Origin of the sequence: Streptomyces sp. AM 4-1-1 (genome assembly GCF_029167625.1) — a bacterium.
Classification (GTDB): Bacteria; Actinomycetota; Actinomycetes; order Streptomycetales; family Streptomycetaceae; genus Streptomyces.
The window spans coordinates 90,485-114,914 of the sequence record NZ_CP119146.1; the positions used below are offsets into that span (position 1 = coordinate 90,485).

The following is a 24,430-nucleotide window of genomic DNA, read 5'->3' on the forward strand; positions in this document are numbered from 1 at the left end:
CGTAGCGGCCGCCCACGGCCGGAGTGCTGCGGCGGAGCTGCGGGTCGTGCCCGATCCGGCCAGGGCCCAGCAGGCTGAGGACGTCGCCCCGGAACAGGCCCGAGTCTGCGTGCACTGCGCTTCGGGGTTGGACGAAGCGGGCCCGGAGGAGCCGGGGGAGGGGTGGGTCCAGGAGGGGTTCTTCACGGTCGTAGACGGCGGCTGGGACGTCGTAGGTGATGGTGCACTCAGGGGTCAGGAGGCTACCGAGGTTCTCCGGACCGAACCGGATAATGCTTCTGACCTGGGGGAATGCGAGGATCAACAAGGCATCGAGGTCTCCGGGGCGGAGACTGGGGGTGCGCTGCTCCACGCCCACCACGCTCCGGTGGTTACTCATGGTGGTTCTGGTGCTGCTTCGTTTTGCTTTTCCGGCGAAGCCGCATCGGGGTTCCCACCGTTGCCGGAACGCGCGGACGGGCGCGAGACCGGGCCCGGGTCGGTCCGGATCGGCGTGGTCGACGAGCCGGGTGGCCGGGGTGGCCCGCTTCGCGGGGAACAGCAGCCGGATCCAGCGGGGGAGTGCCAGACGGCTCCTGAGCCGGTGGTTGCGAAGCCGGTGCCGCTGCGGTGGTCGCTGCCGCGGGGCCTTGAGCGGGTGCTGGACCCGGTCCGGCTGGAGTGGGCCCGCATCGCGCATGCCGGGGGGCGCACCCGGGTGCGGGTGGCGCTCCAGGCCGAGTTGCGGCGGTTGGCCGGGATCGTGGGTTCGGAGCAGGCGCCGGTGGTGCTGGCTGAGCGGTTGGAGCGGCGGCTTGCTGCTCAGCACGGTGAGCGGGTGCGTGAGCCGGTGGGCTGGCTGCTGGCGCGGGGTCTGCCGCAGCGGGCGGAGTGCTACGCGACGGCGTGCGACGACCAGGTGCGGATGGACACCGGGCTGGTGTGCCCGAGCTGCGAGCTGCTGATCGGGGACCGCCGGGCGCTGCGGCACCAGGTCGGTCGGGCCGTCGCCGCCGAGCTGCCCCGCCTGACGCCGGCCGAGGCCCGGGCGGAGGTTGAGCGGCGGCTGAGCCGGGAGGTAGCGCAGCGGGCCGCGCGGGACGCTGTCCGGCGCGAGCAGGCTGCGGTGGAGCGGGCGCGACGCGAGGTGGTCTGGGCGCAGCAGCGCGAAGAGCTCGAGTCGGCGAAGGCCGAGTTGGCGGCACGGCCGTGCGAGGAGTGCGGGGTGCCGGAGGCAAGTGGTCTGTGCCTGGTGTGCTCGCAGAACCGCACGGCCCGTGCGGCTGTGGAGCAGGCGGCCCAGGTCGCGGCCGCGGTGAGCGGGCCGGTACAGGACCTGGGCGTGGTGGCCGAGCGGTTGGCCGCGTGCCGGGTCGGGCTGGAGGACGAAGTCGGCCGGGCGGCCGGGCGGTTGCGGCGCGAGGGGATGCCGGAGGCCGCGGTGGCCTGGGAGGCGCGCACCCTCGCCGAGCAGTTGCTGCGGCAGGAACAGGCCCGCGCGATGGACGCTCTGCTGGCCTCGGAAGAGGCCCTGACGGAGACCGAACGGGTCTTCGCCGTCGAGCGGGCGCGACGCGGCGGTGAGGAGCAGGCCCGGGCGGCGGCCGAGGAGGCGCGGCAGCGCTGCGCGGAGCTCCTTCTCGCCCAGCGGCTCGGCCAGATCCGGGTTGCGCAGCGGTCCCCGGCTTCGGAGGAGGTCGGTGGATGGCGGCAGCGGCTGGCGGCTCTGGCGGCGCGTCCGCTGCACGACGAGATCCGCGTGCCGCAGCCGGCGGCGGGCGGGTGCCGGGAGACGGTGGGCGCGGCGTGAACGGGGGACTGGAGGTGGCGCTGCGATGCGCTGAGTGGGGGTGGTGGGTGCACCCGCTGCTGCCTGGGTCGAAGCGTCCGGCGGGCAACTGCCGCCGGTGTCGGCCGCCGTCGGCCGGGGCGCGCTCGCCGTGCGGCTTCCCCGATGCGGCCGGGTGTGCGTGCCGTGAGGCCGGGCGGTACTGCCACGGAGTCCGGGCGGCGACGCGGGAGCGGGAGCTGATCCACCGCTGGTGGCGTGGCCGGGACTTCGGCGTCGGCGTGGCCGCGGGGCCGTCCGGTCTGGTGGTGCTCGACCTCGACGACCACGACCGTCCGCCGCCGGAGCAGGCGCTGTTGCTGCCGGGCGTGGACCTGACCCAGCACCAGGACACGGATTTGGGCCGGGTGCGGAGCGGGGTGGACGTGCTGGAGTTGCTGTGCCGGGTACGGCGCGCGGGCAGCTTGCTGGACACCCCGGCGACGCTGACCGTGCAGACCCCGTCCGGCGGGATCCACCTGTGGTACCGGGCCGGGGAGACGAGCCGGTACGTGCAGGGCGCGGGCCGGCTCGGCTGGCAGGTCGACGTACGGGCCGGCTGGTCCACCGCGGTCGCGCCCGGCACCGTCACCGCGGCCGGCCGCTACCGGATGGTCGGGCACCAGGAGCGGCCGGCACGGCTGCCGCGCTGGGTCGCGCTGGAGCTGGACCGCGTCGGGCTGCGCCACCGCGATGTGGCGACCGGCCCGCCCCGCCGAGTCCGGCTTCCCCATCCCGCCCGCGAGAGCGGTATGCGGGACGCCTCCGCGTACGCCGCCGCTGCGCTGCGCGGCGAACTCGATGCCGTGGCATCGGCCCGCGCCGGCCGCAACGACACGATCAACCGCGCCGGGTTCCGGCTCGGTCAGCTGGTCGGCGCCGGGCTGCTGGAGCACGACCAGGTTCACCAGGCGCTCACCGACGCCGCCGCACAGGCCGGGGTCGACCCCGGCGAGGCCAAAGCCCAGTCCACCCTCCGCCGCGCACTTCAGGCGGGCATGCGCTCGCCGCGCACCATCCCGAGCCCGGGAGCACGGTCATGAACCACCCCCTCACCTCCCGCGCCGCGCTGCCCTCCCCGGCCCGAGAACCCCAACCCGCCGACCCGGCCGGCGCGGCTGGCGCGGGCGGCGCGGGCGGCGCGGGAGGGCCGGACGGAGCCCGGCCCGCGGAGCGGGAGCCGAAGCTGTCGCAGGCCGACATCCTGCTGCACCTGGGCATGGACCAGTACCAGCTGGTGCGCCACGACCAGACCGCGTACGCCGTCCCCGTCGACGGCCCGCCGATCGCGCGCCCGCTGCGCGCCAAGGGCGGCTTCGGCGGAACCGGCTCCCTGCGCCAACTCCTCAACCGCGCCTACGTCCTGCGCACCGGCCGCTCCCCGTCCCAGGGCTGCCTGACCGACGCGATCGCCTCCATGGACGCCCTCGCCCTGGACTCCGAGGAACAGCCGGTCTGCCTGCGGATCGCCCCCGACCCGGCCGACGACCAGGCGACCTGGCTCGACCTGGGCCGCTCCGACGGACTCAGCGTGCTGATCGAGCCGGGCACCTGGTCGGTGACCACCCCGCCCATCGGCGAGGGCCCGCTGTGGCGGCGCACCCGGCTGACCGGTGAACTCCCGATGCCCGAACGCGATCCGGGCGGCTGGCAGGCCGGACTCGGACTGCTGCGCGAGCTGTCCGCGCTGGCGGAGCCGTCCTGGCGGATGGCGGTCGCCTGGCTGCTGGCCGGACTGCGCCCGGACATGCCCCGCCCGATCGCGTACTTCAACGGGGAGCGCGGCACCGCCAAGACCACCTCCGCCCGGCAGCTGCTGCGCGTACTCGACGGGATCCGCGCCGAGGTCCGCAACGTCCCGCGCAGCGAGGACGACGGCGCGGTGGCCGCGTCCGCCGGGTGGACCATGGGCCTGGACAACCTCGCCGGCATCCCTCAGTGGCTGTCGGACTTCCTGTGCCGGGCGGTCACCGGGGCCTCCGTCGCCAAGCGCGAGGTCTACACCGACGACGACGTCACCTCCTGGGCCTACCAGCGCCCGGTCCTGCTGACCGGCATCGACGTTGGCGCCCTCCAGCCCGACCTCGCCGAACGCCTGCTCCCCTTCACCCTGGAGGCCATCGACCCCAAGGCCCGGCGCAGCGAGCACGAGCTGTGGCGCCGCTACCGCGCCGCCCACGGCCGCATCCTCGGCGGCCTGCTCGACCTAGCGGCCGCGGTGTGGGCGCGCCTGCCCGACGCGGCCGACCAGCTCGACCAGAAGCCGCGGATGGCCGACTGGGCCGAACTGCTGTGGGCACTCGACGCGGTCACCGGCTGGGACACCCTGTCCACCTACACCGGCTCCCAGGACGCGGTCACCGACGACGTCATCGACGCCGACCCGGTCGCCACCGCCCTCACCCGCTGGTCCGCCACCACCGGCACCACCGAGTGGCGGGCCACCACCGGCCAGATCGACGAAGTGCTGCGACCACCCGGGCCCATCCCCGAGGCCTGGCCCAAGACCACCGCCCTGCTCTCCGCCCGCCTGACCTCCCTCGCACCCGCCCTGCGTCAACGCGGCATCGACATCCGCAAGCTGCCCCGCACCAGCGCCACCCGCGGCTTCCTCATCACCCTTCGTCCGGACTCCAGACCACCCGCCTGACCTCACGCCTCCGTACGGCCGCGAGCCAGCCCCCACACCGTCACCGAACCCGCCGCCACCCCGAGACGCGCGGGCCCTCAGCACGTCCCGGACACCGTCGGGAGACCGGCCCGCGCGAACCGAAGGCACCTTCTGGGACTTCAGCCTGCCTTCCCGGCCGCTGCGCGCTGGACCGGGCCCGTTTCGACGGCCGACGGGTTACCGGAGGACGGCCTCGCCCGCGCAGCGATTGACCTCTGACAAGTGATCTTGACCGTTTGCCAGGTGAGTTTGACTTGCCCTGTCTCTCTATCCGTGGACAGTTCGGAGACCTCCGCGCAGGTAGGCCGACGTCTTCATGCCAAGCGGCTCCTGCGAGGATGCAGCCATGGATGATGCAGATCTCCTCGAAGCGCTCCTCCTTTCCCTGGCTAGCGAGGAGAGTGTGTACTCGCGCTGGTGCTGGAGTTCGGGAGCTGATCTTGCGCACCATGTCCGCGAGCTCGCGACGACCGCCGAAGCTGACTGGGCTCATGAGGCGGTCGTGGGCGCCACTGGACCGACCACTCTCAAGGAGATCGAGGCGGCCCTTCGTCCGGTCACGCGCGACACCGCAGCCGGGTTGATGGTCAACCTCTCCACCGACAGCCTGGTGTTCCCGGGGCATCCGCGGCGCGACCTCGCCCACGCAAGACGGGCTGTGACGAAGGCGATCTCGATTCTGGGCCCGGGGTCGGAGTGGTTCTCCAACATCGACGGTCTCTGGGAGAGCGGACGCGCATGGAATCCGGTCACCAGGCACACCTTCGACGGTGTAGTCGCCGGCCGGGGAGCCGGATTCGTTGTCGTGCTCCTGCAGGTCGGCGAGGACTGAAAGCCTTGCTGGACCACGCGAAGGTCCTGAGACTCCCGGACTCGCCCGGGAGAAGGCATGATCGCCCGGGTCAAGCGGATTCGTCCTCGACTGCGTCCGGGTTCTCGTAGAGGGCCAGCTCTGCTTGTTGCGCGCGAACGTTTCTGCCATGGCATCGGGGTGAACAGGCACTGCGTGGGCTGACCGCGGGCCGGATGAACTGGGCTCCGCAGCCGGGGCAGGGCAGGACTTGTTTCTGGTCCGGGAGGATGCCGTTGCTGGAGGGTGCGCTCTTCAGGAGGTCGTCTCTGCGTCGGCATCGGGCCGAGCACCACCAGGGAGCCGGGCCGGCCTCGACGTTCGGTCGGGGCAGGCGGCCGCAGTACTCGCAGAGCAGGAGGTCCGGTGGCGGTGGTGGCGTGCGTTCCAGGACTTCTCGAAGTTCAAGGGGGTCGCGTCCGGTTGCGGCGGCGAGGCGGGACCAGCTGAGGGTGCCGCGGTAACGGGGTGGGTCGCAGAGGCAGGCGTGCAGGTAGCCCGGCTTGAGGTAGTTCGCCGTGGCCAGACGGTCGATGAAGGACTGGGCGCCTTCGCAGGGCCGGGGGAAGACCTGGATCGGCAGTTCCACGATCCGCAGGGCCAGCGGGACTCGGCTCACGTTCTGGCCTGCCTTGGCCGAGGGGCCTGCGTGGTAGCCGTGACGTCGAGAGGAATGGCTTCGAGTTCCGCTCGGGTGATCTTCTCGGTGCCGGTGAGGATGGCGTCGATCGCGGCTCCGCGGATCTGGTGGGAGAGGGCGCCGATCATGCCGCCGGTGCGGTCGTGGAGGTAGCGGTCCAGTTCGGCGAGGGTTCCCGGCTTGTGGTGGTGCAGCAGCAGGGTGTCCTCCATCGTCTTGACCAGGCCCTTCCACTCCTCGTTGTAGGGGAAGGGGTGGGTCGGGATGAGGGTGAAGCGGCCGGCGATCTGGGCTCCGCGGGTGCCCGAGAGGATCGAGCTGTGCTCGATGTCGATGCCGGCGTAGATGAACGTGGCGGGGATGCGCTCGGAGAAGTACTTCAGGGTGTCGGAGACCTCGGCGCCCTGGCGGGTGCTCAGGGAGATGTTGTGGACCTCGTCAACGATCACGAGGCCGGTGCGGGCGGTGGTGCAGACGCCGACGACGGCCTCGATGATGTCGGTGGTGTTTAGTCGGCGGTGGACCGGCAGGCCCAGGAAGCGCGCGAACTCCGCGGCGATCATGCGGGCGGTCGCCGCGGGCGGGACGGTGATGTAGAGGACCGGGATGCGGCCGTGGGCGTCGGGGTGGACCTGGCGGTCGTTGAGCTCGTGCGCCAGGCCGAGCTGGGTGAGCGCGATGGTCTTCCCGGTGCCGGCCGGGCCGGAGACGATCAGGCCCCGACGGGCGCTGATGGCGTGCCGGTTCAGCATGACCAGGCGGCGGCCCGTGGTGACGGTGTGGCGGACCGTGGAGGTGGCTACGACCATCAGGCGGGCGTGGTGGTCGATGCGCAGGTCGTCCAGCTTCAGGCGGGTTGCCTTGGGCAGCTTGGCGTACGACTTCGGCGACGGCGCCGGTATGTGGGGTGGCTTCGGACCGCCGGCCACGAACCGGCGCCAGCCGTCCTTCGTGGTCAGGTGCTGCCCGGCGTCGTCGGTGTCCGGCAGCGTCATCGGCGTCTCCAGGGATCTTCGAGCGGGTCGAACAGGCCGAGCGGGATCACGTCGGCGAGCTTCTCCTCGGCCTCCGGCTCGGGTGCGGGGGCGGGCTCGTCAGTGGCCTGAGCGGGCAGCGGGGTCGACGGCCCGGCCGCCTTGGTCCGGGCGGCGACCCGGCGGTCGCGTCTGGTCGCCTTCGGCTTCGGTTCGCCCGCCGGTCCGGCGTGGGCCCGGGTCAGCAGGGAGGCGACGGCGTCAGCGATCTCCGCCTCCGTGGAGCCGGGCATCTGGTGGCTGACGTGGTCCCAGGCCAGATCACCGAACGGCACCGGTGCCCGGTGGAGCTGCTTCCAGGTCGCCTGGATCCACCGGCGCCCGTCGGTGCGGTGGTCGCGTACCCAGATCTGGGAGACGTCGTAGGGGTCGCGGTGGACCTCCCAGAGCCCGCGCTTGGCGCGGATCCCGGAGTCCTGGCGCCGCAGCGGGGTCAGGTCGGGGCTGTCGTAGATGCGGTTCTTGACCCGGATCCCGTAGTCGTTGACCGCCCGCCAGTCCGAGGGCAGCAACTCGACGTAGTCGTCGCCGGTGAGCGCGACGGGGACGTAGCCGCATGCCTCGACCAGCACCGCGTACTTCTGGTTCGGCGTGAACAGCCGGCCCGGGTGGGCGGGGTCGCGCAGGCCGTCGTGCGGCCGGTTCTGCCAGTGCGCGACGATCCACTCGTCCAGGAGTTCCTGCAGTTCCAGCAGCGACCAGATCCGCTCGGGCTCCGGGTGACGGCTGCGGTGGTCCGCGCTGCGGCCCGTGTAGCCGGGCAGGAACTGGACGAACAGCGTCGCCACCGAGCCCAGCATCGACTCGATGTGTCCCTTCTCGAAGCCGGAGCCCTTGTGCGCGGGCTGGAAGTCGATCTCCAGGAACCGGCAGGACGATTTGAAGTTCCGGGAGATGAACGCCTTGCCGTGGTCGCAGACGATCATCTCCGGGACGATCACCGGGCGAGCCGCCGCGTGCTCCAGGCGCTCGTCCAGGCTCAGCAGCCGGCGGTGCGGCAGCACCGAGCGCGACATCCTCAGCACGTCCGCCCAGCCGGGCCGCATCAACTCCGGGGTGACCGTCCGGGCCAGCAGCACGCTCGCGTCGACCGACTTCGTGGTCGGCCGCAGCACCGCCGCGGTGAGCGTCCTCGTGGCCACGTCGATCATGGCCGTGAGCTCGACCCGGCCCGGGACACCGTCATCCAGCAGGACCATCACATCCAGCGGGGTCGAGTCGATCTGCATGACCTCGCCCGGGGCGAACGCCGGGAGCTCGCCGAACGGGGCCTTCGCCCCGTGGGCCTTGGAACGGCGGGTGCTCGCCGCGCTGAAGGTATGGGTGCCGTCGGTCAGCTTCGCCAGCAGCCGGTAGAGGGTGCGCTCGGAGGGCACTTCGAGATCCTCGGTCCCTGAGGTCTCGCGCAGGATCTCCCCGGTCCGCCAGAGGATGAACGACCCCGTCCGGGTGGAGGCGTCGACGGCTTCGCCGATGGCCGTGCGCATCGCCGTCACCACCCGCTCGTCCACCGAGCCGAACTCAGGCCGCTTCGCGGCCTGGCGGTGATCGACCAGGCCCAGCACGCCCTCGGCCTGGTAGCGGCGCCGCAGGTTGGCGACCGCGCTGGCCGACACCTTGGTCCCGGCCGCCGTCAGCTCAGCGGCCTTGGCCCGCTGGCGGGCCGTCAGCGATCGATCCAGACCGTACTCCGGCCGCGGTGTGGTGTCCGGACCGGCCTCCGGGGGCCGCCCGTGCAGCACTTCGAGGATGTGCCCCTCCCACCACAGCGCCTTCTCGACCGCTTTGGCCGGGAACGTCTCCAGCCGTGACGAGGCCGGAAGCGGCATCCGGACCGGGATGTCGATGACGGCGAAGTCCGCTTCGCCCGTCAGGTCCTCCACCGCCACGACGCGCTGGCCGGCCTCCGTGTCCGTCAGCGTCACCGTCCTGGCCGTCACGCCCACCACGGCACGGACCTGCGCGGCGAAGCGCACCCATGCGCCGACCTGGATTCCAACCGGCCGCTGCAGCCCGCTCATCGTTCTCCCCTCGTCGTCACGACGAGGCTGTCGGACGACAGCAGCCCGCCCTCAAGATCGGCACTCAGCACGCCAGACCACAGCAGGTGGAACAGCACCGGCAGCACCAGCAGCGGGTCGCCGACCCCCTCCGCCCCGGGACGCAGCGGGGCCGGCTCCTCGAACACCCGCAGCAACCGCTCGGCGACGTCCGCTCGCGCGCAGCGGCGCCGGCGGTAGCGCGACAGCCACCGCATGTTCGCCATCAGCACCGGATCCGGCTCGCCGACGCGGGTGAACTCCCAGCCCACCGCCTGGCAGGCCCGCTCCGTCTCCTCGAACGACTCGGCGGCCGCCCGGTCGATCCGGTCACCGGCCCGCACGTCAACGACCCGGCCCCGGCCGTCTCCCAGCCGCACGAAGAAGTCGGGCGCGTGCCGACGTCGCCGCTTCCCGTCGTGCCAGTGCAGCCAGAACGGCTGCGACGCGATCCCGACCACGTCGGGATCGCGATCCAGCAGGATCAGCCGATCCCGCTCCAGCCACGACTCGTAGCCCACGTGGGCGCCCGCCGTGGTCGAGTAGTACAGACCGGCGAAACTCTCCCCGCCCTTGGCCCAGCGGAACTCCCGGACCGGATCGGCCGCCTCGAACCGACGGTTCCAGCCCTGGCCCAACGGCAGCCGATGACGCTGCCCGGACTCGACGAAGTCCAGCTCAAAGGCCGACAGCACGGCATCGCCGTACGCCAGCGCGGCACCAGCCACGGTCTCCCCCCACCAGACGAGACCCACCGGTCAAGATCAAGTGGCAGAAACCTACTGGTCGTCAAGATCACTTGGCAAACGAACAAGATTGCCTGTCAGAGGTCAAGATGACGCCGTGCTGGCGCTGCCCATGACGCACACGGCACCCGGCCCGCACCGGCAACGACCTGGGACGTTTCCCTCCGACCAGCAACTCGATGACGCACATGACGCTCTCGCGCCCCATCTCTCTGAGTAGAAGAGGAGGAAGGAAGTAGAGACATGGCGTGCTGGAGCGTCATATGCGTCAGCCGGCCGGCCCCCGGACGGTATAAGCGCACGTCAATGCCGCCGTGGCAGAGAAGGGTGCAGCGTCATCCGTCTGCGTCACCGGTGCGGCGGCGTAACCCTGCGCGCGCGGGGGCTGATCCAGCGCTAACGGTCGCCTTCACCATCGGGGTAGTCCGCGGGCCCGCCCAAGAAGAAGTGACCCGGCTGTGAGCTCGCCCGCGTCGTTGCTGGATGCTCTGCGGAAGAAGGGCGTGCCCATTGCGCCTTGGGGGGACGCCGTCGCCGACGTACGACGGGACCTTTTCATTCCCGAGGACATCGAGGTCGGGGACGAGGCCATCTCGCGCACCACTTCCCCGGCCAGATGGCTGGAGGCGGTCTACAGCGACGTTTCGATCACCACCCAGGTCAACGACGGCCGCTCCACAGCCCACGACGAGTACCGTCTGCCGACGTCATCGAGTTCGCAGCCGTCCGTCATGCTGGAGATGCTGTCCCTGCTGGACGCACGCGAGACCGACCGGATTCTTGAACTGGGCGCCGGCACGGGCCTGAACGCCTCCTGGCTCGCCCACCGCCTCGGCTCTTCCCACGTCGTCTCCGTCGAGATCGACACGGTGCTCGCCGAGCAGGCGGCCAAGAACGCCGCAGCGGCAGGCCTCTCGCCACTGATCGTGCACGGCGACGGCACCCGGGGCTGGCCACCCGGCGCCCCCCACCAGCGGGTCATCGCCACCTACGCGGTCACGGAGATTCCCTACGCCTGGGTGGAACAGGCCCGACACGGCCGGATCGTCGCGCCCTGGGGAGGATCGTTCTTCCCGTACTCCTTCGCCGTCGTCGACATTCGAGACGGCCGCGGGCACGGCACGTTCACCGGCTACCCGGCGTTCATGCGGTCCCGCAACTCCCGCCCCGCGCGTGGCTACCTGAACGACTTCCTGCACCATCGCAAGGACGCCACCGAGACCACGACCAGCCTCTCGCCCCTCGCGATCGCGCAGGACGCCGATGCCCTGTTCTTCGCCGGCCTCGCGCTGCCGGACGCCTGGCACCTGCCCATCACCGCAGACGACGACAGTGGCGAGATCACCTTCTGGATCCTCGCGGACGACCAGAATTCCTGGGCCTCGGCCGACTACATGCCCGACCGGCAGGAGTATCCCGTTGCGCAGTACGGGCCCCGCAGGCTGTGGGACGAGGCCCTGGCCGCCTACCGCACCTGGGACGACCTCGGCCGCCCGGCCCGCGACCGGGCAGGCCTGTCTGTCACGTCTCAAGGGCAGCGGATCTGGCTCGACACCCCCGACAACGTTCTTCCCGATTCGCTGAGCGCGCATCCTCTCATCTGATCCGCCACACCAGCCTGACCGAGAACGGCACCCGCCCGCTTCACCGAACGCTGCCCCGTCCCCGCTCGGACCAGCCACGGCCACGCCGCGCCCGTTGGTCGCGTCCGGCCCCGCACCATGGCAGGCGGAGCCCGTCCGGGTGCCGTCACCCTTCCCTTTGCGGGCGAAGCTGCATGGATGAAACGCCCAGCTCGCGCGCAGGGCCCACCCGCCATGGCCATGGTCTGACACCGAAGGAGGCATATTCGTCTGCAGGCGGGCTCCGCCTACGCCATCAAGCACCCCGGTCGGCTCTGGGCGGCAGCACCTCGACGGCCGCCGCCACCTTGCTGATGCTCCCGGCGTCCCATCCGCGCCCTCGCGGCGCGGCGCAGGCACCAGCTTGCCGAAGAGACGCGGGCCCAGCCCCGTGAACGGGGCTGTCCAGGACGGCTTCGACGCCGTGATCACGCCAGACATCGCAAGACCAGGTCATCGCGTCAGATCATCAGGTCGTCTTTTGCGCGACCGCCTTACGCACGTGCTCAAGCCGGAGCCGGTTCTCCTCCAGCCACCCGGACGCCACGTCCACGGGTACCTGCACTGCAATCTGCGTCGATGGCGAGTCGTGCACAGTCACCTCCACCGGATCCTCGGGAAGCACAGACAACCACGCACTACGGCCGCCGGGTGGCCACTCGGCTCCCTCCTCGGCCTCAAAAGCATCGAGACAACGGCCCCATGCATCCAGATCCCCGTCTGAAACGTGCAGTCCGACAGTGCCGTTGACGAAGCCGCTCTCCAACACGATCTCGGCCGCGTAGTACCTCTCTTCCCCTGTCACGATCGGTACATCACACGCGACCCGGAGGGTCACGCTCTGCACGCCGTCAGCGAATCGGAAGAGCTCCAAGATGTGTGCATCGTCGATCACGACCACCTCATAGACCAGTGAGCGAACAAGACACTCCGATCCTCTCGCACCCCGGTTCACAACGATGGATGTGGGGTGCGCGACTCAGACACGCTACGGCAGCTGGCGGTTTCCCGCCTTGTGTGAAGGCCCGCCAAAGCCCCTTCCCCCGTAGGCTCCTCACCTACGGGCGGGGCCTGCATTGCCGAGAGCACATCCATCCAGGCGCTGCACGCGCCCCGCGGAGACGACCGGCACCGGCGATGCCACGCAACGGCTGCTCGCCGCGTCGCTCCGCGGGGGAGTCTGCCGTCTACGGTTTGCGGGCGACGAACCCCCACTGGTCCACCGCCGTCGCACCGCTTGCTTCCGGCCGCCACAGAGAGACCGGCCCGAACCCGGGCTCGACCATCTCCATGCCCTCCGCGCTCGCCGTGATCTCGTCCCGGTGCCGCACCCAGTACGCCGGGGTGTCTCCTGCCGCGTACGCCTCCTGCGCCGCCACCGTGGCCGGTGTCGAGATCGTGTCGCAGAGCACCAGATAGCTTCCGGACACCAGCGGCGCCATGTACCGGCGCAGCAGGTCGACGCCTGCTGCCGGTTCGACGTGTCCCAGCGTGGACAGCACCATCACCGCCACCGGCTGCGACAGATCGAGCGTCTCGCGAGCCTCACGGAGCACCTGCTCCGTATCCATGAAATTCTGGGCGATATACTGCGTTCGTCCCTGCGGGGTGCTCGTCAGCAGCGCCCGTGCGTGTGCCAGAACCAACGGATCGTTGTCCACGTACGCGATGCGCGCGGCCGGATTACTGGCCTGTGCCACTTCGTGGGTGCTGCCGGCGACCGGCAGCCCCGTACCGATGTCGAGGAACTGACCGATTCCGGCTTCCGCCGCCAGGTGGCGCACCGCGCGCGTCTGGAAGCCTCGGGAAGCGCGCGCCAGTTCCTGTGCCTGCGGGTACACGGCTATGACGTCGTCGCCGAGACGGCGGTCGACCTCGTAGTAGTCCTTGCCGCCGATCCAGTAGTTCCACACCCGCGCGGAATGCGGAGCATCCGTCCGTAATACTGCCGCATCGAACGTGTCTTGCTGACTCATCACATGCTCCTCGTCGTGGTGAGAGCGAAGCCCTTCGGGGCGCCGCGAATACGTAACCCTACCGATGGGGCAGCAGGACGCCCATGCGGCAAACTCCCGGCGCTCTACGCGTGTGCGGGTACTGCGCCGCGAAGCCACAGGGTTCCGTCTGCTCTCGCTGCGACGGGACCAGGCGGGCCTTTCGCTGGCCGGAACGCTGATCTGAGTCACGGCCATGCCGACGTTTGAGCGCGATCGGCGCCGAGTCCGATCAAGGACGCCGGCCTCCCGTCCAAGGTGCGCGCGGTACACATCAGAGTCTGTCGCCAGACAAGGCCGGGAGGGGTGTCCTCGTTCCTGCGGGAATGGTCTGGAGCTGAGTAACGGCGAGTGGATCGGCATCAAGTGGCCCGCGTGCGCGTGCCCGAAAGCGCCGAGTTCGTGTTCGCCGTCACCACCCACGGGACCCGGGCCGGGTACCTATCCTCCTGAAGCAGGAAGCGGCGGCCCGCGTCATCCGGGGGCCTGCCCGGTCTCACCTCGGGTCCCCCCGAGGGGTAAAGAATCGGCGGACGGCCTTCGAACCCACACCGGCGGTCGGCGAGTCCGACATCCACGCCGCTCCCTTTCACCTTCACCGCTTCCAAGGGAAGATGACCGCATGACGACGATCCATGAAAGATCACGGACATGGCAGGGCGAGGGCGGTCCCGCCGAGTGGTCACGAGCATGGGACCGCACCCGTGACCTGATCGGCACCCGCGCCGACTACTTCAGCGAGCACGACAGCGACCGTTCACAGGAGGACGGGATCTGCGCACTCGCCACCGCCCTCTACATCACAGCCAGAGAGCGGCGAATCGAGCCCGGGGCCGTACCCCGGAGCGCTGTGGATGATCTGATTCACCGACGGCCTGGTGAGAGCGACCTCGGTATCGTCCGGCGGTGGGAGGCTCACATAGAAAATTTGGGGCACACCGTCGACACCCAGAATGATCCTGTCTCCGCCTGCTGGAAGCGCCTTCGCTGCGAGTATGACCGCGACGGCTGGCTCTGGGACGATTCCCTCGCGCGCCACGGATACGCCCTTACCGCCATCCACTACGTGCTGAGCCCCTATGTGGCTCTGACCTTCTAGCCTCAATGCCGGTAACTTAGGTGCATTCTGGTCGTTGTTGGTGGTATGCCGAGAGCGGGTCAGCTGAAGTCATCTGGTGAGCGTCTGTCGGACCGGGTCGCGGTCGGGGTGCTGACGCAGGTGTTTTCTGCGGAGCTTGTGGACGAGGTGTTGGCGGAGACGGGCCGGGTACAGCAGCGGAACCGGCTGTTGCCTGCCCGGCTGGTGGTCTATTTCGTGCTGGCGATGTGCCTGTTCTCGGGGCAGAGCTACGAGGAGGTCGCCCGGCTGCTGACCATGGGTCTGCGGGTTGAACGGCGGTGGCGGGCGTCGTGGGTGGTGCCGAGTTCGGCGGCGATCTGGAAGGCCAGGTCCCGGCTGGGGGTGGCGCCGCTGCGGGAGTTGTTCGCGCGGGTGTGCCAGCCGGTTGCCGCACCGGGTACTCAGGGCGCCTTCTACCGCAACTGGTGTCTGACCGCGACCGACGGCACCACGTTCGATCTGCCCGACACGACGGCGAACGTGGAAGCATTCGGCCGTCCGCCGCGTTCCGGGCGGGGTGAGCAAAACGTCGGCTACCCGCAGATCCGGATGGTCGGGCTGGTGGAGTGCGGCACCCACGCCGTTTTCGACATGGCGATCGGCCCTCTGCGCACTGGCGAGCGGGCTCTGGCCCGGGCGGTCCTGCCGTCTCTTCGGCCGGGGATGATGCTGCTGGCCGACCGTGGCTTCTACAGCGTGGACCTGTGGTCCGCAGCCGCGGCGACCGGGGCCGATCTGCTGTGGCGAGTCCGCAAGGACCTCGTACTGCCCGTGGTCGAGCAGTACCCGGACGGTTCCTACCTCACAGAGATCTTCGACCGCAGCGACATCCACCACCTCCGTCGCGGGGCCCCGGCACGCGCGGTGGAGTACACCATCGCCGGCCATGAGGGCGTCTACCGGCTCCTCACCACGATCCTCGACCCAGATCAGGCGCCAGCCGCGGAACTGGCCGAACTCTACGCACAACGCTGGGAGTTCGAGTCCACCCTCGACGAAATCAAGACCCACCTCGGCGGTTCCCACCTGGTGCTGCGTTCACAGCACCCTGACGGGACCGAGCAGGAACTCTACGGCTTCCTGCTCGTCCACCACGCCATCCGAAACCTCATGCACCAGGCCGCACGGCAAGCCGGCCACGATCCCGACCGGATCTCCTTCATCCGCTCACTGCGCGTCGTGCGCCGCCAGGTCACCGACCAGGCGGCGTTTTCCCCCCGGCAGACTCACCCGCGCGGTCAAAGCCACCCACGCTGAACTCCTCGAACGCCTCCTGCCACCACGACGCCGCCGGGCCAACCCCCGCGTCATCAAACGCAAAGTCGCCAGCTGGCCGCTCAAACGCGCCGCCCACCGCGTTACCGATCGGCCACACGTCCCGGCCATCACCATCACCCAAGCCACCAAACCCAAACGCGTGAAGCGGGCAAAAGCGCCCTAAGTTACCGGCATTGAGGTTAGCGCTCAGCTTTCTTTTAGTGCGGGAGCGGGCGGCATCGTCACACCGGCATGGAGAAGAGCGCTAAGCCACTCCTCGGGCAGCTTTCCGGCCTGATGCATGCGCCGCTGTTCCTGCAGCCAGCCGCCAATCGTTACACTGGCCGGCGGATTTACATCCCCATGCTGTTTCTTGTACTTTAAGAGGAGTCGAAAATTGTCCTCCCATTTCCTTTCGGCCACACTCCACACGAAACCGAGACTTTCGAGAATCTTGATCTTTTCCTCGGAAAGATTTTCCTTTTTGTGGCGGATTCGATATTTTACTACTTGTTTTCCCAGTGGGCGGGCATCGGGGCCGGGCGTCATGTAGTTGTGGGGAACCAGCAGGTCGGAGTGCCGGCTGGCGTATGTCTTGAGGTCGGCAAGGAACTGTTCCCAGACATCTTTTGTGGGACTCCAGGAGAATCCCAAGGCGTCGAGCTCGGCAATGACCTCCGGCTCCACTTTTCCCAGCCGGTGCTTCGAGCGCAGATTATTGACTGCCGTACCCAATGGGTAAGGCGGCTCTCCATCGGTGGTATAGCTTTGAGGGACGCGCATATGGCCATTTTGGGCATGAAATGCACGCAAGTGTTTCAGCATTTGCTGGCGAGCCGTTTCTGAATTGCTCCAGATCATATCGAGCTCGTTCAGTGCGGTGATTCGTTCCGGTGCGAGTTTCCCTTCCTTGCGCTTTTGGCGCATGCCGTTTATCCATATTCCCAGATTGATCCCGTCAGGTGTGCGCCATGATTGGTGTACTCTCAGATCACCGTGTTTCTCGCGGTATGCCTGAGCGGCGCCGTAATAATCTTTCCAGGATAAGGGTGTGGCGCGCACCGTCTGAACGGTGATGGCGCTGGCGAAGCCGTGGGGCACAGGTGCGCCTGTGACGCGCAGCCAGTCGGGTAGGACTCTCTCCATCTGACTGCTTGGTGCGCTTGCGGACTGCTTCTGCAGTTCGTACAAACGGAGGGCGAGGCCGTCGTCATGAGCGGACAGGGCCCGGATTACCTGCCAGACCGGAGCATAAGCCGAAGTCTCCAGTGCGGACTCGGGATCTTCACCTGGACTGAGGAAGACAGGCACGATGATGGATGCCGTCTTGGGCCCGGCATTCCGGCCACGACGCAGTGCCCGCCCGATGGCCTGGATCGTGTCGATGGCGGAGCTGCGGGGGTCGAAGAAGGCCACTGCGTCGACCCCCGGAGCGTCGAAGCCTTCACCGATGATTTTCGCGTTGGCGATCACGACCAGCCCGTCGCCGTCACTACGCAGCCGGTCCACGGTCTTTCTGCGCTGGTCCAGTGGCTGGGTCCCGCTCACGTAGTCGGCCAGCAAGCGCACCGGGCGCTCGTGCGGCTGCAGGAGTTCGACGGCGTGTGGCAGGGTATTGGCGACCCAGCGGGCGTCGCCCACGCGGGTGTGAAAGGTGATCATCCTGCGGATGCCGTACTGGTGGGCTGCGCGCAGGACGGCTACTTGAATGGCGAGCATCCGGGACGACAGGGCAGCACGGCCGCTTTGGTAGTAGTTCTGCTGCTGGGCAGCGCTCTGGAGGTCCTTGTCGGTCAGAACGGGCACGATTACCTGGTAGTCGGCCAGCAGTCCCAGCTCGATGGCTTTCGAGAAGGGAAGCCGGTGGGCTACCGTGCCGAAGATTCTTTCATCGTCCATGCTGATGGCGGCGTCTTCAGCATTGCTACCGCTGGCGACGATCTTCGGTGTCGCGGTCATGTACAGCCGACGGAAGGCGGGGATGCGTGTGTTGCTGTGGATGATCGCCCACGCTTTGCTGGCGCGTCCTACGCTGCGATGTGCCTCGTCGATGACGATCAGGTCCCACATCGGCAGGCGATGCTCGTCGTGGGCGGCGGCGAGCGTCGGCAGGCTCTGGTAGGTGCAGGCGACAGTGATCCGGCTCTGGTCTGCGGTCAAGGCAGCCAGCTGAGCCGGGTCGGATGTGATGAGAGCGCCGTTCCTGCGAAGGTCGGGCTCGTGCTTGCGCAGCACATTCTGGTCGGAGCAGACTGCGACGACCCGGCCGAGCACTTCGGCGCCGAGCACGTGCCGCCATTCGCCGATCATCTGCGTGATCAGGTCCAGGAAAGGAACGACGAGCAAGACGCGCCTGGCGCCGGCATGCTCCGCCAGGTGTCCCGCGACAGCAGCGCCGACCCGGCTCTTGCCCGTGCCGCAGGCCATGATGGTGGTGGTGCGCTCGGCATTGGCCAGCGCCGACACGGTGTCGTTTACTGCTTCGATCTGATGGGGCCACAAACCAGACGTAATCAACGATTTGTTCCTCAGTAAAGGGTGTATGTCAACGAGTAGAGACAGGCGCGCTCGGCACTTCTGTCCCGGTGGGCCGTCCGCGGAACGGCAGTCCCGGCTGTCGCGGCGTGTATGGGCCGGGGAGAGGGGGTAGCGAGGGACCAGGCAGCCCGGCCCGGAGCATCGGCCAACGTGCGGCCGTCCCTCCTCGCCCCGGTAGAGCGATCGGATACGGCGGCCGGCCGGGCAAGGTCAGGGAGCACAAGCGGACAGGCGTGCGTGCCCCGCGCGCCGTCATGCCAGGTATTGCCTTGGAGTCGCGGAACGAACTCGCCAGCCCTGTGCGGTCACGGTGCTGGTGTGGGCCTGCCGAGCGGTACTTCGGCGATCACGGTCCAGGTGTACTTGTCGCGCCAGGTCTGCTTCTGGTCGACGAGGACGGCCCGTGTCACTGTCATCCGGGGCCGCGGCGGGCGGAGCCTCACCAGGGCCCGGGACAGTTCGTCGTGGTCCCACCGGGCGCCGCTGTACGCCAGGCTCAGGTGAGGCCAGAACACCTCGGGGGCCTTGGGCATCGTCTGGGTTCCGACGACGTGTTCCGTCACGCGCCGCAGTGTCCAGTACAGGTCTGTGATCCGGTTTTCGGGGTAGATCGCCGGGACAACTCCGTTGTGGATGGCCTGCGCCGGGCCGATCTCGATGGCGAACGGCTCGATGGCGGCCAGCGCGGGCCGGGCGGCCGCGGCGACCGCGGCCGCTGCGGCCGGGGTGAGCGGTCCGATGGACTGCACCGTGGCGTGCAGCCACTGGACCGGGACCGGGTTCAGCTCCGGGTAACGGTGAAGGACTTCGGTGTGGGCGCGGGCGAAGTCGTGCACGGCAGGCTGGTCCTCGAACAGGAGGTGCCAGTGCGCGCGCCGCTCGCCTGCCGGCCAGTGGTGGGTCTCCCAGAAGTCCCGCATCACACTTCCCCGGAAGACGTCAACGAGCGCTTCGCGCAGGCAACTTGGCACAATGTGTCCTCGGTGCGGAACTTCCCATTCCGACTGTACGGCCGGAGGGCTGTCTGCCGGGCATCATCGCGGTGGCGGGCATTCACCGGGATGCTTCCAGGAGTCGGCGCACGCGCTGTTCGTCGCGGCGGCTGATAGGGGCGTAGATGTCGATGGCCCGCCGGAAGAGGGTGCGGGCCCGCTCGAGGTGGCCGCCGCTCAGAAGGGTCTGCCCCAGTAGCTCCAGGCTGTGTGCGTTCCAGCGCGGCGTGCTGATCGTGGCGAACTCGTCAACAGCTTGACGGCCCTGCGCCTCGCCTCGGGCGAGGTCGCCGTTCTCCGCGTGGGCCCGGCCGCGCCAGGCCAGCGCACGGCCGGCGTCGAAGCGGTCCTCAATCGCGAGCAGGACGTCACGGGCCGAGGTCAGTGCGCTGACGGCTTCTTCCGGCCGGCCGAGCCCGATGAGGACTTGTCCCAGACAGATGTCGGTCAGCGCGACGCCACGCCGGTAGGCGAGCTGCTCGCGTTCGTCGTGTGCCGCGGCGCCGAGTACCACCCGGCGCTCGCGTGCCCGGAGCAGGAACCCCTGTGCCTCCACCAGCCGTTCGGTGGCAAGGTAAACAGACCCGATCTCGTGCAGGGCCTGGGCCTCGCTGCGCTCGTCGTTGTCTTCTCGGGCCATCTCCAGCACCTGGGTGAAGGCCCGCTCGGCGTCGTCGTGGCGTGCGGCGCCACGTAGGCCGACCGCCCACGTTCCGAGCATCTCCCGCACAGCGGCCCGGTTGCCGCAGCGCACCGCGGCGGCGAATCCGAGCTGGTGGCTCTCGTTCCACAGCTCGTAATCGTGCGTTGAGCGCAGCAGGGGCCAGATCGCGTGGGCGAGCTGCCACACCACAGTGTCGATGCCGGCGGCGTCCGCGGTACGGATCGCGGCGAGCAGGTTGTGCCGCTGGGACTCCAGCCAGGCGAGGGCAGCCGCCTGGTCGGTGAAAGCCATCGGCACGCCGGGCGGGTAGGAGTAGTCACGTGCGAGGCGTAGGTGCGTCGGGGTGAGCAGACGCTCGGCGGCGGTGGCCGCAGCGAGGAAGAAGTCCAGCCCCCGGCGCCGGGTCTCGGTTTCCTCCCCAGCGGTCGCCTCTGCCTCGGCACGCTGTCGGGCGTGGGCTCGGGCAGCGTCGTGATACCGGTAGACCCGTCCCCGCAGTGGGTCATCGAGGTCGCTGACGGCCTCGATGAGATGCGCGTCGTGCAGCGCGGCCAGCGCGTCGTGAGCGGCCGGCCGGGCCAGGTCGCACACCGCGGCGGTGTCGCGCCGGAGTGCCCAGTACGCGTGGTCGAGGGCGGCGGTGATGGCGGCCTCCTGGTGGATGAGCGCGGACCGTCCGGTCCGGATGGGGGCGAGGTGTGTGGAGAGCGCGGCGCTCATGTCGAGCAGTGACCGGGCGGGGTGAGCTGCGAGTTCTTGCACGGCGAGGGCCATCGCGAGCGGCATCCCTGCGGACATCTGGGCGATGTGGTCGGCGGCCTGGGGCTCGCGAGAGATCCGGTGGGCGCCGAGGCAGACGGTGAAGTACTGCCGTGCGGCGGCGGGATCGAGCGGGCCGAGACGGTGCAGCACAGCGCCGTCGCTGGCCAGATCCGCCAGCGGGTCGCGGGAGGTGACGACAACGAGGTGGCCGCCGCCGGGCAGCAGGGCGCGGACCTGCCCGGCGGTCGCTGACCGCCACCACGCACCGAGCTCCTCGGCCGAGACGGGATGAGCGCCCGGGCGTACGGCCCGCAGAAGCTGGCCGAGCACGTCACTGGTACGGGCGGGGCCGTCGGCCGAGTCACCCCGCTGGATCTCTGAACACCTGATGCGGCAGATGGAGAACCCCGCCAGCCTGGCCTTGATCGCCACCGACGATCTCCGCCTCATGGTCCCGCTGCTGATCTCCTGCGGCCTGCGCATGAAGGACGCCCGGCGCCTGCGGTTCGACTGCGTCACACACGACGACACCGGCGCCCCCCCTACCTGACCTGGGTCAACCACAAGATCCACGGGCGCATCGCGTTCTTCCCCATCAGCCAAGCCTTGGCCGACGAGATCGCCGCACAACAGAAGCGCGTCCAAGCCCGCTTCCCTGCCGGAAGCCGCTTCCTGTTCCCCGGCTGGGTGGCGAACCTCAACGACAGCAAGGCCGTCTCGGACAGCTGGTGCCGCGAACAGATGGAGACCTGGCTGGAGCGCATCCGCCTCATCGACGAGCACGGCGGCCCCGCGCGGGTGACCTTCCACCAGTTTTGCCACACGCTCGGCACCCGACTCATCAACGCCAACGTCCCGCAGCACATCGTCCAGCAACTGCTTGATCACATGTTGCCGCAGATGACGGCCATTTACGCCCGGCTGCACCAGAAGACCCTGCGCGAGCATTGGGAGAAGTCGCTCAAGGTCAACACCGAAGGCGAAGCCGTCGCGCTGGATCCGGAGACGCTGGCCCGGCGCATCGAGAGCGACACCGTCGAAACCGGCGTCCAGCAATGGCGCCTGGACCACATCCCGCGCTACCAGAGTGCACTTACCTGGATGCGACGAGAGGCCGAAGTCATCGACACCACTCATCTCTCGCCCACCCAAGTCGCGAAGACGATTACGGCCAGCATCCGCTGATTGGTTGGCGACGATCCCGTCGTCCGGCATAGACCTGTCCGTGTCGCAACCCAGCAGCTCAGAGACACTGCCGACCGCAGAGATCGACATAACCTCGAAGAGCAGGACACCGTTGCACAACTGCGACCATCCCTGATCCGGGTGGGCCGCGACCACGATGGCGGCCTCCCGGTCCGTGGCTTCGGCAGAGGGCAGATGGGTTTGTGCTGACACATGACAAGGCCTCGGGAGAAACATCGCTGGGGAGGGATGGACAGAAGAGCGGTGGAGAGGGACCGGCTGCCGCAGCGACGCCCTCGCCACGGCAGCCGGGAGACAGCAGCGCTAGGGCCCTGCGTCTCGCTCCGATATTCCGGAGACAGCAGTGACGGGGGATGGCACCGCTGTCTCCGGAACGGGACTCGGAGCCCGAGGGCGGACACCGGCGCACGGCGCTCACGGGGGTGTACTGCCGTACGGAGGCGTCCGCCCCGTTCATTGGGTGGTCGATCGTGGGCTTCACACCGGGCACCGACTGAGAGGTGGTGTGAGGTCCCAGCCAGCAGGATCAGATGCGCCCGCGAGCCCATGCAGTCGGTCGGGACGGAACTGCCGAGGACCGCAAGCCGTCGCGGCCCATCCGCCGCCCGCGGTAGAGCTGGGAGGTGCTTACGGAGTACAACCACCACCTGGTTGACCTCGTCCTGGCAGCGAAGCAGCTGAGGCACAAGCCGTCGGCCTGCCAAGCCGACTGCCCAGGCTTCGCCTCCGGACAGAGTGCCGAGAACCGACGAAACGAGAGCGATCACGACAACCCTTCCGTAGGTGACGATGCGGAAGAACTGTGAATAGCATCGCCGGTCCTTGGCATCGGCCAGAGGTTCGCAAGAACCCACCAGCCGGGCCGAGCGGAGACCACCGACGAACGTCGGGATGTACCCGGCCCGGATGCCCTGGTCTGCGCAGAACTGGGTGAGGCTGTCCAAGAGGTCTTCCTCGTGGTCGAGGGCAAGCACGAACTGCCTGCCGGTATGGACCCGTAGCACTGCCGGCACGTCTTGACCGCTGGGGAGCCGGTCACAAGCCTGCCCTGCAACCATCAGCGGGGCCAGGTACGCGGGGGCTCATATCGAGGGTCATTCAGTTCAGCCTTCCCTTCCGTAGTGAGCAGCCCCAAATCTGGTCATTTCTGGTCCAAATACTGGTAGATGGGTCGTCTCCTCGTGGGAATGACCCCCGATATGAGCCGGTGGGCAGCTGGAGTTCTCGTTCAGAGGGGTGCGACGGTGAGAGCGGGGCTGATGAGAGCCGCACTCCGCCCCACTTCTCTTCAGAGTTCCGGGACCACTGCCTCAGCGCTCTGCTCCACCACGGCAAGCTGAGCTGAAGTCCTGTCCTTCGCGATGAGAGCGAGCCCCGCCGTGTCCGCTTCACGCCTGCCCCGGCGACGCCTGGTCGCCGGATGGGACGAGCACCCTCTCGGCGTCGGTTGCCGGCCCATCGGGGGACCGGCAACCAACCTGGGCTACGCCACAGGATGGGCATCCGTGAACGACGACTGCGCGGTCGACGCCCTCCTGCGCGCCCGCGAAGAGGGAGCAACTGTCTTCGATACCGCGGACGTCTATGGTCTCGAGCACTCCCAGTGGCTGTTGGGCCGCCTGCTTGCTCAGGTGCCCCGCGAAAGCGTCAGCATCACCAGCACGGTCGGGGCCTTCAGGGGCACCAGCGTCAATGCGTACGGCTCCCTGATCCTGCACGGGCAGGCGGAGCAGAGCTTTGAGAACCTCGGCGTGGAATCGCTGGATGTCCTGACGCTGCACCACACCGACTTCGGCCCTCGCGATCAGTACCTCCAGGAGGCGCGCGAGACGCTGGAAGCCCTGCGCCACCTCGGCAGGGTCAAGGCACTCGGGATGAGGGCGCCGAACCGGCTGGCGGCAGGTGCAGAGACCGCAGGTGACCGCCACCAGGTAAGCGCGGCTCGGTTCGCGTTCCTCGTCCAACAGTTCGACCCCAAGGTCATCACCACCCCCTTCAATCCCCTCAGCCAGCCACCACTTGAACATAGGGCCGCCGGCAGCGAAGAGGACGAGGACATCTTCAGCTTCGCCCGTCGCCACAACGTCGTCACCATGATCACGGAACCTCTGGGCCGGGGTCTGCTCGCCGGCAAGTACCTTCCGGGCACGGCCTTCGGCCCTGGCGACGTCCGCTCCCGCATCACCGCGCCGGTCCTGGACGTCGTCGAGCGAGGCCTGCAGCCCCTGCGGGATCGGTTCGGTTCCGCCCCGGATGACCTCGCCCGGGTCGCCCTCCTGATTGCCTCCGGCGCTGCCCGGACTCGATCGTCTTTGCCGGATTCACCGGTCCACAGCAGGTGGCCGTCAACTACCAGTGCCTGAAGTCCGGGCTGAGCGAACCGAGTTGGAGGCGGCCGGCCGGCCCCGCTTCAACGAAACGGCACCCGTACGGCCATTCCCCGGCGCGAGTCGGGCCGCCCACGCAACCGAGGAGCGATGACGCCCCG

Annotated in this window: 19 protein-coding genes and 1 pseudogene; 9 read left to right on the forward strand and 11 right to left on the reverse strand. The window is 69.0% G+C overall.

Annotation, left to right across the window (positions count from 1 at the left end; translation table 11 throughout):
* The first annotated feature begins 583 nt into the window (after positions 1-583).
* The 4 genes from PZB75_RS31010 (at position 584) to PZB75_RS31025 (ending at position 5,310) form a co-directional block, all read left to right on the forward strand.
* Positions 584-1,789: a hypothetical protein gene (locus tag PZB75_RS31010; protein WP_275539015.1), complete on the forward strand. Its 1,206-nt coding sequence runs from the start codon at positions 584-586 to the stop codon at positions 1,787-1,789.
* The gene (locus tag PZB75_RS31015) at positions 1,786-2,850 is read left to right on the forward strand and encodes a bifunctional DNA primase/polymerase (protein WP_275539016.1); all 1,065 of its coding nucleotides are present in this window, start codon (positions 1,786-1,788) and stop codon (positions 2,848-2,850) included. The genes PZB75_RS31010 and PZB75_RS31015 overlap by 4 nt, the downstream gene beginning before the upstream one ends.
* Complete coding sequence (locus PZB75_RS31020; protein ID WP_275539017.1) at positions 2,847-4,457, forward strand: hypothetical protein; 1,611 nt, start codon at positions 2,847-2,849, stop codon at positions 4,455-4,457. Before PZB75_RS31015 ends, PZB75_RS31020 begins: the two co-directional genes overlap by 4 nt.
* A gap of 367 nt (positions 4,458-4,824) precedes the next feature.
* Positions 4,825-5,310 (forward strand): hypothetical protein, encoded by a 486-nt coding sequence (locus tag PZB75_RS31025; protein WP_271323214.1) that lies wholly within the window; start codon positions 4,825-4,827, stop codon positions 5,308-5,310.
* 70 nt (positions 5,311-5,380) lie between these two features.
* Here PZB75_RS31025 and PZB75_RS31030 read toward each other — a convergent pair whose 3' ends face one another.
* From PZB75_RS31030 to PZB75_RS31045, 4 genes are read right to left on the reverse strand one after another with little or no spacing between them, the layout of a single operon-like run.
* Entirely contained in the window at positions 5,381-5,947 is a 567-nt protein-coding gene (locus tag PZB75_RS31030; RefSeq protein WP_275539018.1) for a hypothetical protein, read from the reverse strand.
* Positions 5,944-6,963: an ATP-binding protein gene (locus tag PZB75_RS31035; RefSeq protein ID WP_275539019.1), complete on the reverse strand. Its 1,020-nt coding sequence runs from the start codon at positions 6,961-6,963 to the stop codon at positions 5,944-5,946. Before PZB75_RS31035 ends, PZB75_RS31030 begins: the two co-directional genes overlap by 4 nt.
* Positions 6,960-9,023: a Mu transposase C-terminal domain-containing protein gene (locus PZB75_RS31040; RefSeq protein ID WP_275539020.1), complete on the reverse strand. Its 2,064-nt coding sequence runs from the start codon at positions 9,021-9,023 to the stop codon at positions 6,960-6,962. Before PZB75_RS31040 ends, PZB75_RS31035 begins: the two co-directional genes overlap by 4 nt.
* A complete protein-coding gene (locus PZB75_RS31045) occupies positions 9,020-9,769 on the reverse strand; it encodes a TnsA-like heteromeric transposase endonuclease subunit (protein WP_275539021.1) in 750 nt (249 codons plus the stop codon). Before PZB75_RS31045 ends, PZB75_RS31040 begins: the two co-directional genes overlap by 4 nt.
* Before the next feature lie 521 nt (positions 9,770-10,290).
* On the opposite strand from PZB75_RS31045, the gene PZB75_RS31050 reads away from it, so the two are divergent.
* Complete coding sequence (locus tag PZB75_RS31050; RefSeq protein WP_275539022.1) at positions 10,291-11,391, forward strand: methyltransferase domain-containing protein; 1,101 nt, start codon at positions 10,291-10,293, stop codon at positions 11,389-11,391.
* A gap of 348 nt (positions 11,392-11,739) precedes the next feature.
* On the opposite strand, the pseudogene PZB75_RS31055 reads toward PZB75_RS31050, so the two are convergent.
* From PZB75_RS31055 to PZB75_RS31065, 3 genes and pseudogenes are all read right to left on the reverse strand, one after another.
* Positions 11,740-11,850: pseudogene (locus PZB75_RS31055) on the reverse strand (IS5/IS1182 family transposase); the annotation flags it as partial.
* A 28-nt stretch (positions 11,851-11,878) separates the two neighbouring features.
* On the reverse strand, positions 11,879-12,304 hold the full coding sequence (locus tag PZB75_RS31060; protein ID WP_275539023.1) for a DUF5959 family protein: 426 nt from the start codon (positions 12,302-12,304) through the stop codon (positions 11,879-11,881).
* Between the two features lie 292 nt (positions 12,305-12,596).
* Positions 12,597-13,385, reverse strand: coding sequence for an SAM-dependent methyltransferase (locus PZB75_RS31065; protein WP_275533268.1), 789 nt, complete (start codon positions 13,383-13,385; stop codon positions 12,597-12,599).
* Between the two features lie 640 nt (positions 13,386-14,025).
* Between PZB75_RS31065 and PZB75_RS31070 the strand changes: the two genes are divergently transcribed.
* Both PZB75_RS31070 and PZB75_RS31075 read left to right on the forward strand, forming a co-directional pair.
* The gene (locus PZB75_RS31070; protein WP_275539024.1) at positions 14,026-14,502 is read left to right on the forward strand and encodes a hypothetical protein; all 477 of its coding nucleotides are present in this window, start codon (positions 14,026-14,028) and stop codon (positions 14,500-14,502) included.
* A gap of 45 nt (positions 14,503-14,547) precedes the next feature.
* Positions 14,548-15,780, forward strand: coding sequence for an IS4 family transposase (locus PZB75_RS31075; protein ID WP_275539025.1), 1,233 nt, complete (start codon positions 14,548-14,550; stop codon positions 15,778-15,780).
* Between the two features lie 207 nt (positions 15,781-15,987).
* Here PZB75_RS31075 and PZB75_RS31080 read toward each other — a convergent pair whose 3' ends face one another.
* From PZB75_RS31080 to PZB75_RS31090, 3 genes are all read right to left on the reverse strand, one after another.
* Positions 15,988-18,297 (reverse strand): DEAD/DEAH box helicase, encoded by a 2,310-nt coding sequence (locus PZB75_RS31080; RefSeq protein ID WP_275539026.1) that lies wholly within the window; start codon positions 18,295-18,297, stop codon positions 15,988-15,990.
* Between the two features lie 326 nt (positions 18,298-18,623).
* Complete coding sequence (locus PZB75_RS31085; protein ID WP_275539027.1) at positions 18,624-19,238, reverse strand: 2'-5' RNA ligase family protein; 615 nt, start codon at positions 19,236-19,238, stop codon at positions 18,624-18,626.
* Between the two features lie 133 nt (positions 19,239-19,371).
* Positions 19,372-21,255, reverse strand: a complete 1,884-nt coding sequence (locus PZB75_RS31090; RefSeq protein WP_275539028.1) for a tetratricopeptide repeat protein — start codon at positions 21,253-21,255, stop codon at positions 19,372-19,374.
* Between the two features lie 87 nt (positions 21,256-21,342).
* Between PZB75_RS31090 and PZB75_RS31095 the strand changes: the two genes are divergently transcribed.
* Positions 21,343-21,921, forward strand: a complete 579-nt coding sequence (locus PZB75_RS31095) for a tyrosine-type recombinase/integrase (protein ID WP_275539029.1) — start codon at positions 21,343-21,345, stop codon at positions 21,919-21,921.
* Here PZB75_RS31095 and PZB75_RS31100 read toward each other — a convergent pair.
* Positions 21,870-23,000: a DUF296 domain-containing protein gene (locus tag PZB75_RS31100; protein WP_275539030.1), complete on the reverse strand. Its 1,131-nt coding sequence runs from the start codon at positions 22,998-23,000 to the stop codon at positions 21,870-21,872. The genes PZB75_RS31095 and PZB75_RS31100 overlap by 52 nt on opposite strands.
* Positions 23,001-23,303: 303 nt before the next feature.
* Here PZB75_RS31100 and PZB75_RS31105 point away from each other — a divergent pair, with 303 nt between their 5' ends.
* Positions 23,304-24,305, forward strand: coding sequence for an aldo/keto reductase (locus PZB75_RS31105; protein ID WP_275539031.1), 1,002 nt, complete (start codon positions 23,304-23,306; stop codon positions 24,303-24,305).
* The last annotated feature ends 125 nt before the right edge of the window (positions 24,306-24,430 follow it).

Bases quoted from the DNA above. Each gene is read 5' to 3' on its own strand.
- PZB75_RS31020 (WP_275539017.1), top strand. From the start codon at position 2,847: ATGAACCACCCCCTCACCTCCCGCGCCGCGCTGCCCTCCCCGGCCCGA.
- PZB75_RS31025 (WP_271323214.1), top strand. From the start codon at position 4,825: ATGGATGATGCAGATCTCCTCGAAGCGCTCCTCCTTTCCCTGGCTAGC.
- PZB75_RS31035 (WP_275539019.1), bottom strand. From the start codon at position 6,963: ATGACGCTGCCGGACACCGACGACGCCGGGCAGCACCTGACCACGAAG.
- PZB75_RS31040 (WP_275539020.1), bottom strand. From the start codon at position 9,023: ATGAGCGGGCTGCAGCGGCCGGTTGGAATCCAGGTCGGCGCATGGGTG.
- PZB75_RS31065 (WP_275533268.1), bottom strand. From the start codon at position 13,385: ATGAGTCAGCAAGACACGTTCGATGCGGCAGTATTACGGACGGATGCT.
- PZB75_RS31070 (WP_275539024.1), top strand. From the start codon at position 14,026: ATGACGACGATCCATGAAAGATCACGGACATGGCAGGGCGAGGGCGGT.
- PZB75_RS31075 (WP_275539025.1), top strand. From the start codon at position 14,548: ATGCCGAGAGCGGGTCAGCTGAAGTCATCTGGTGAGCGTCTGTCGGAC.
- PZB75_RS31085 (WP_275539027.1), bottom strand. From the start codon at position 19,238: ATGCGGGACTTCTGGGAGACCCACCACTGGCCGGCAGGCGAGCGGCGC.
- PZB75_RS31100 (WP_275539030.1), bottom strand. From the start codon at position 23,000: ATGGTTGCAGGGCAGGCTTGTGACCGGCTCCCCAGCGGTCAAGACGTG.
- PZB75_RS31105 (WP_275539031.1), top strand. From the start codon at position 23,304: ATGAGAGCGAGCCCCGCCGTGTCCGCTTCACGCCTGCCCCGGCGACGC.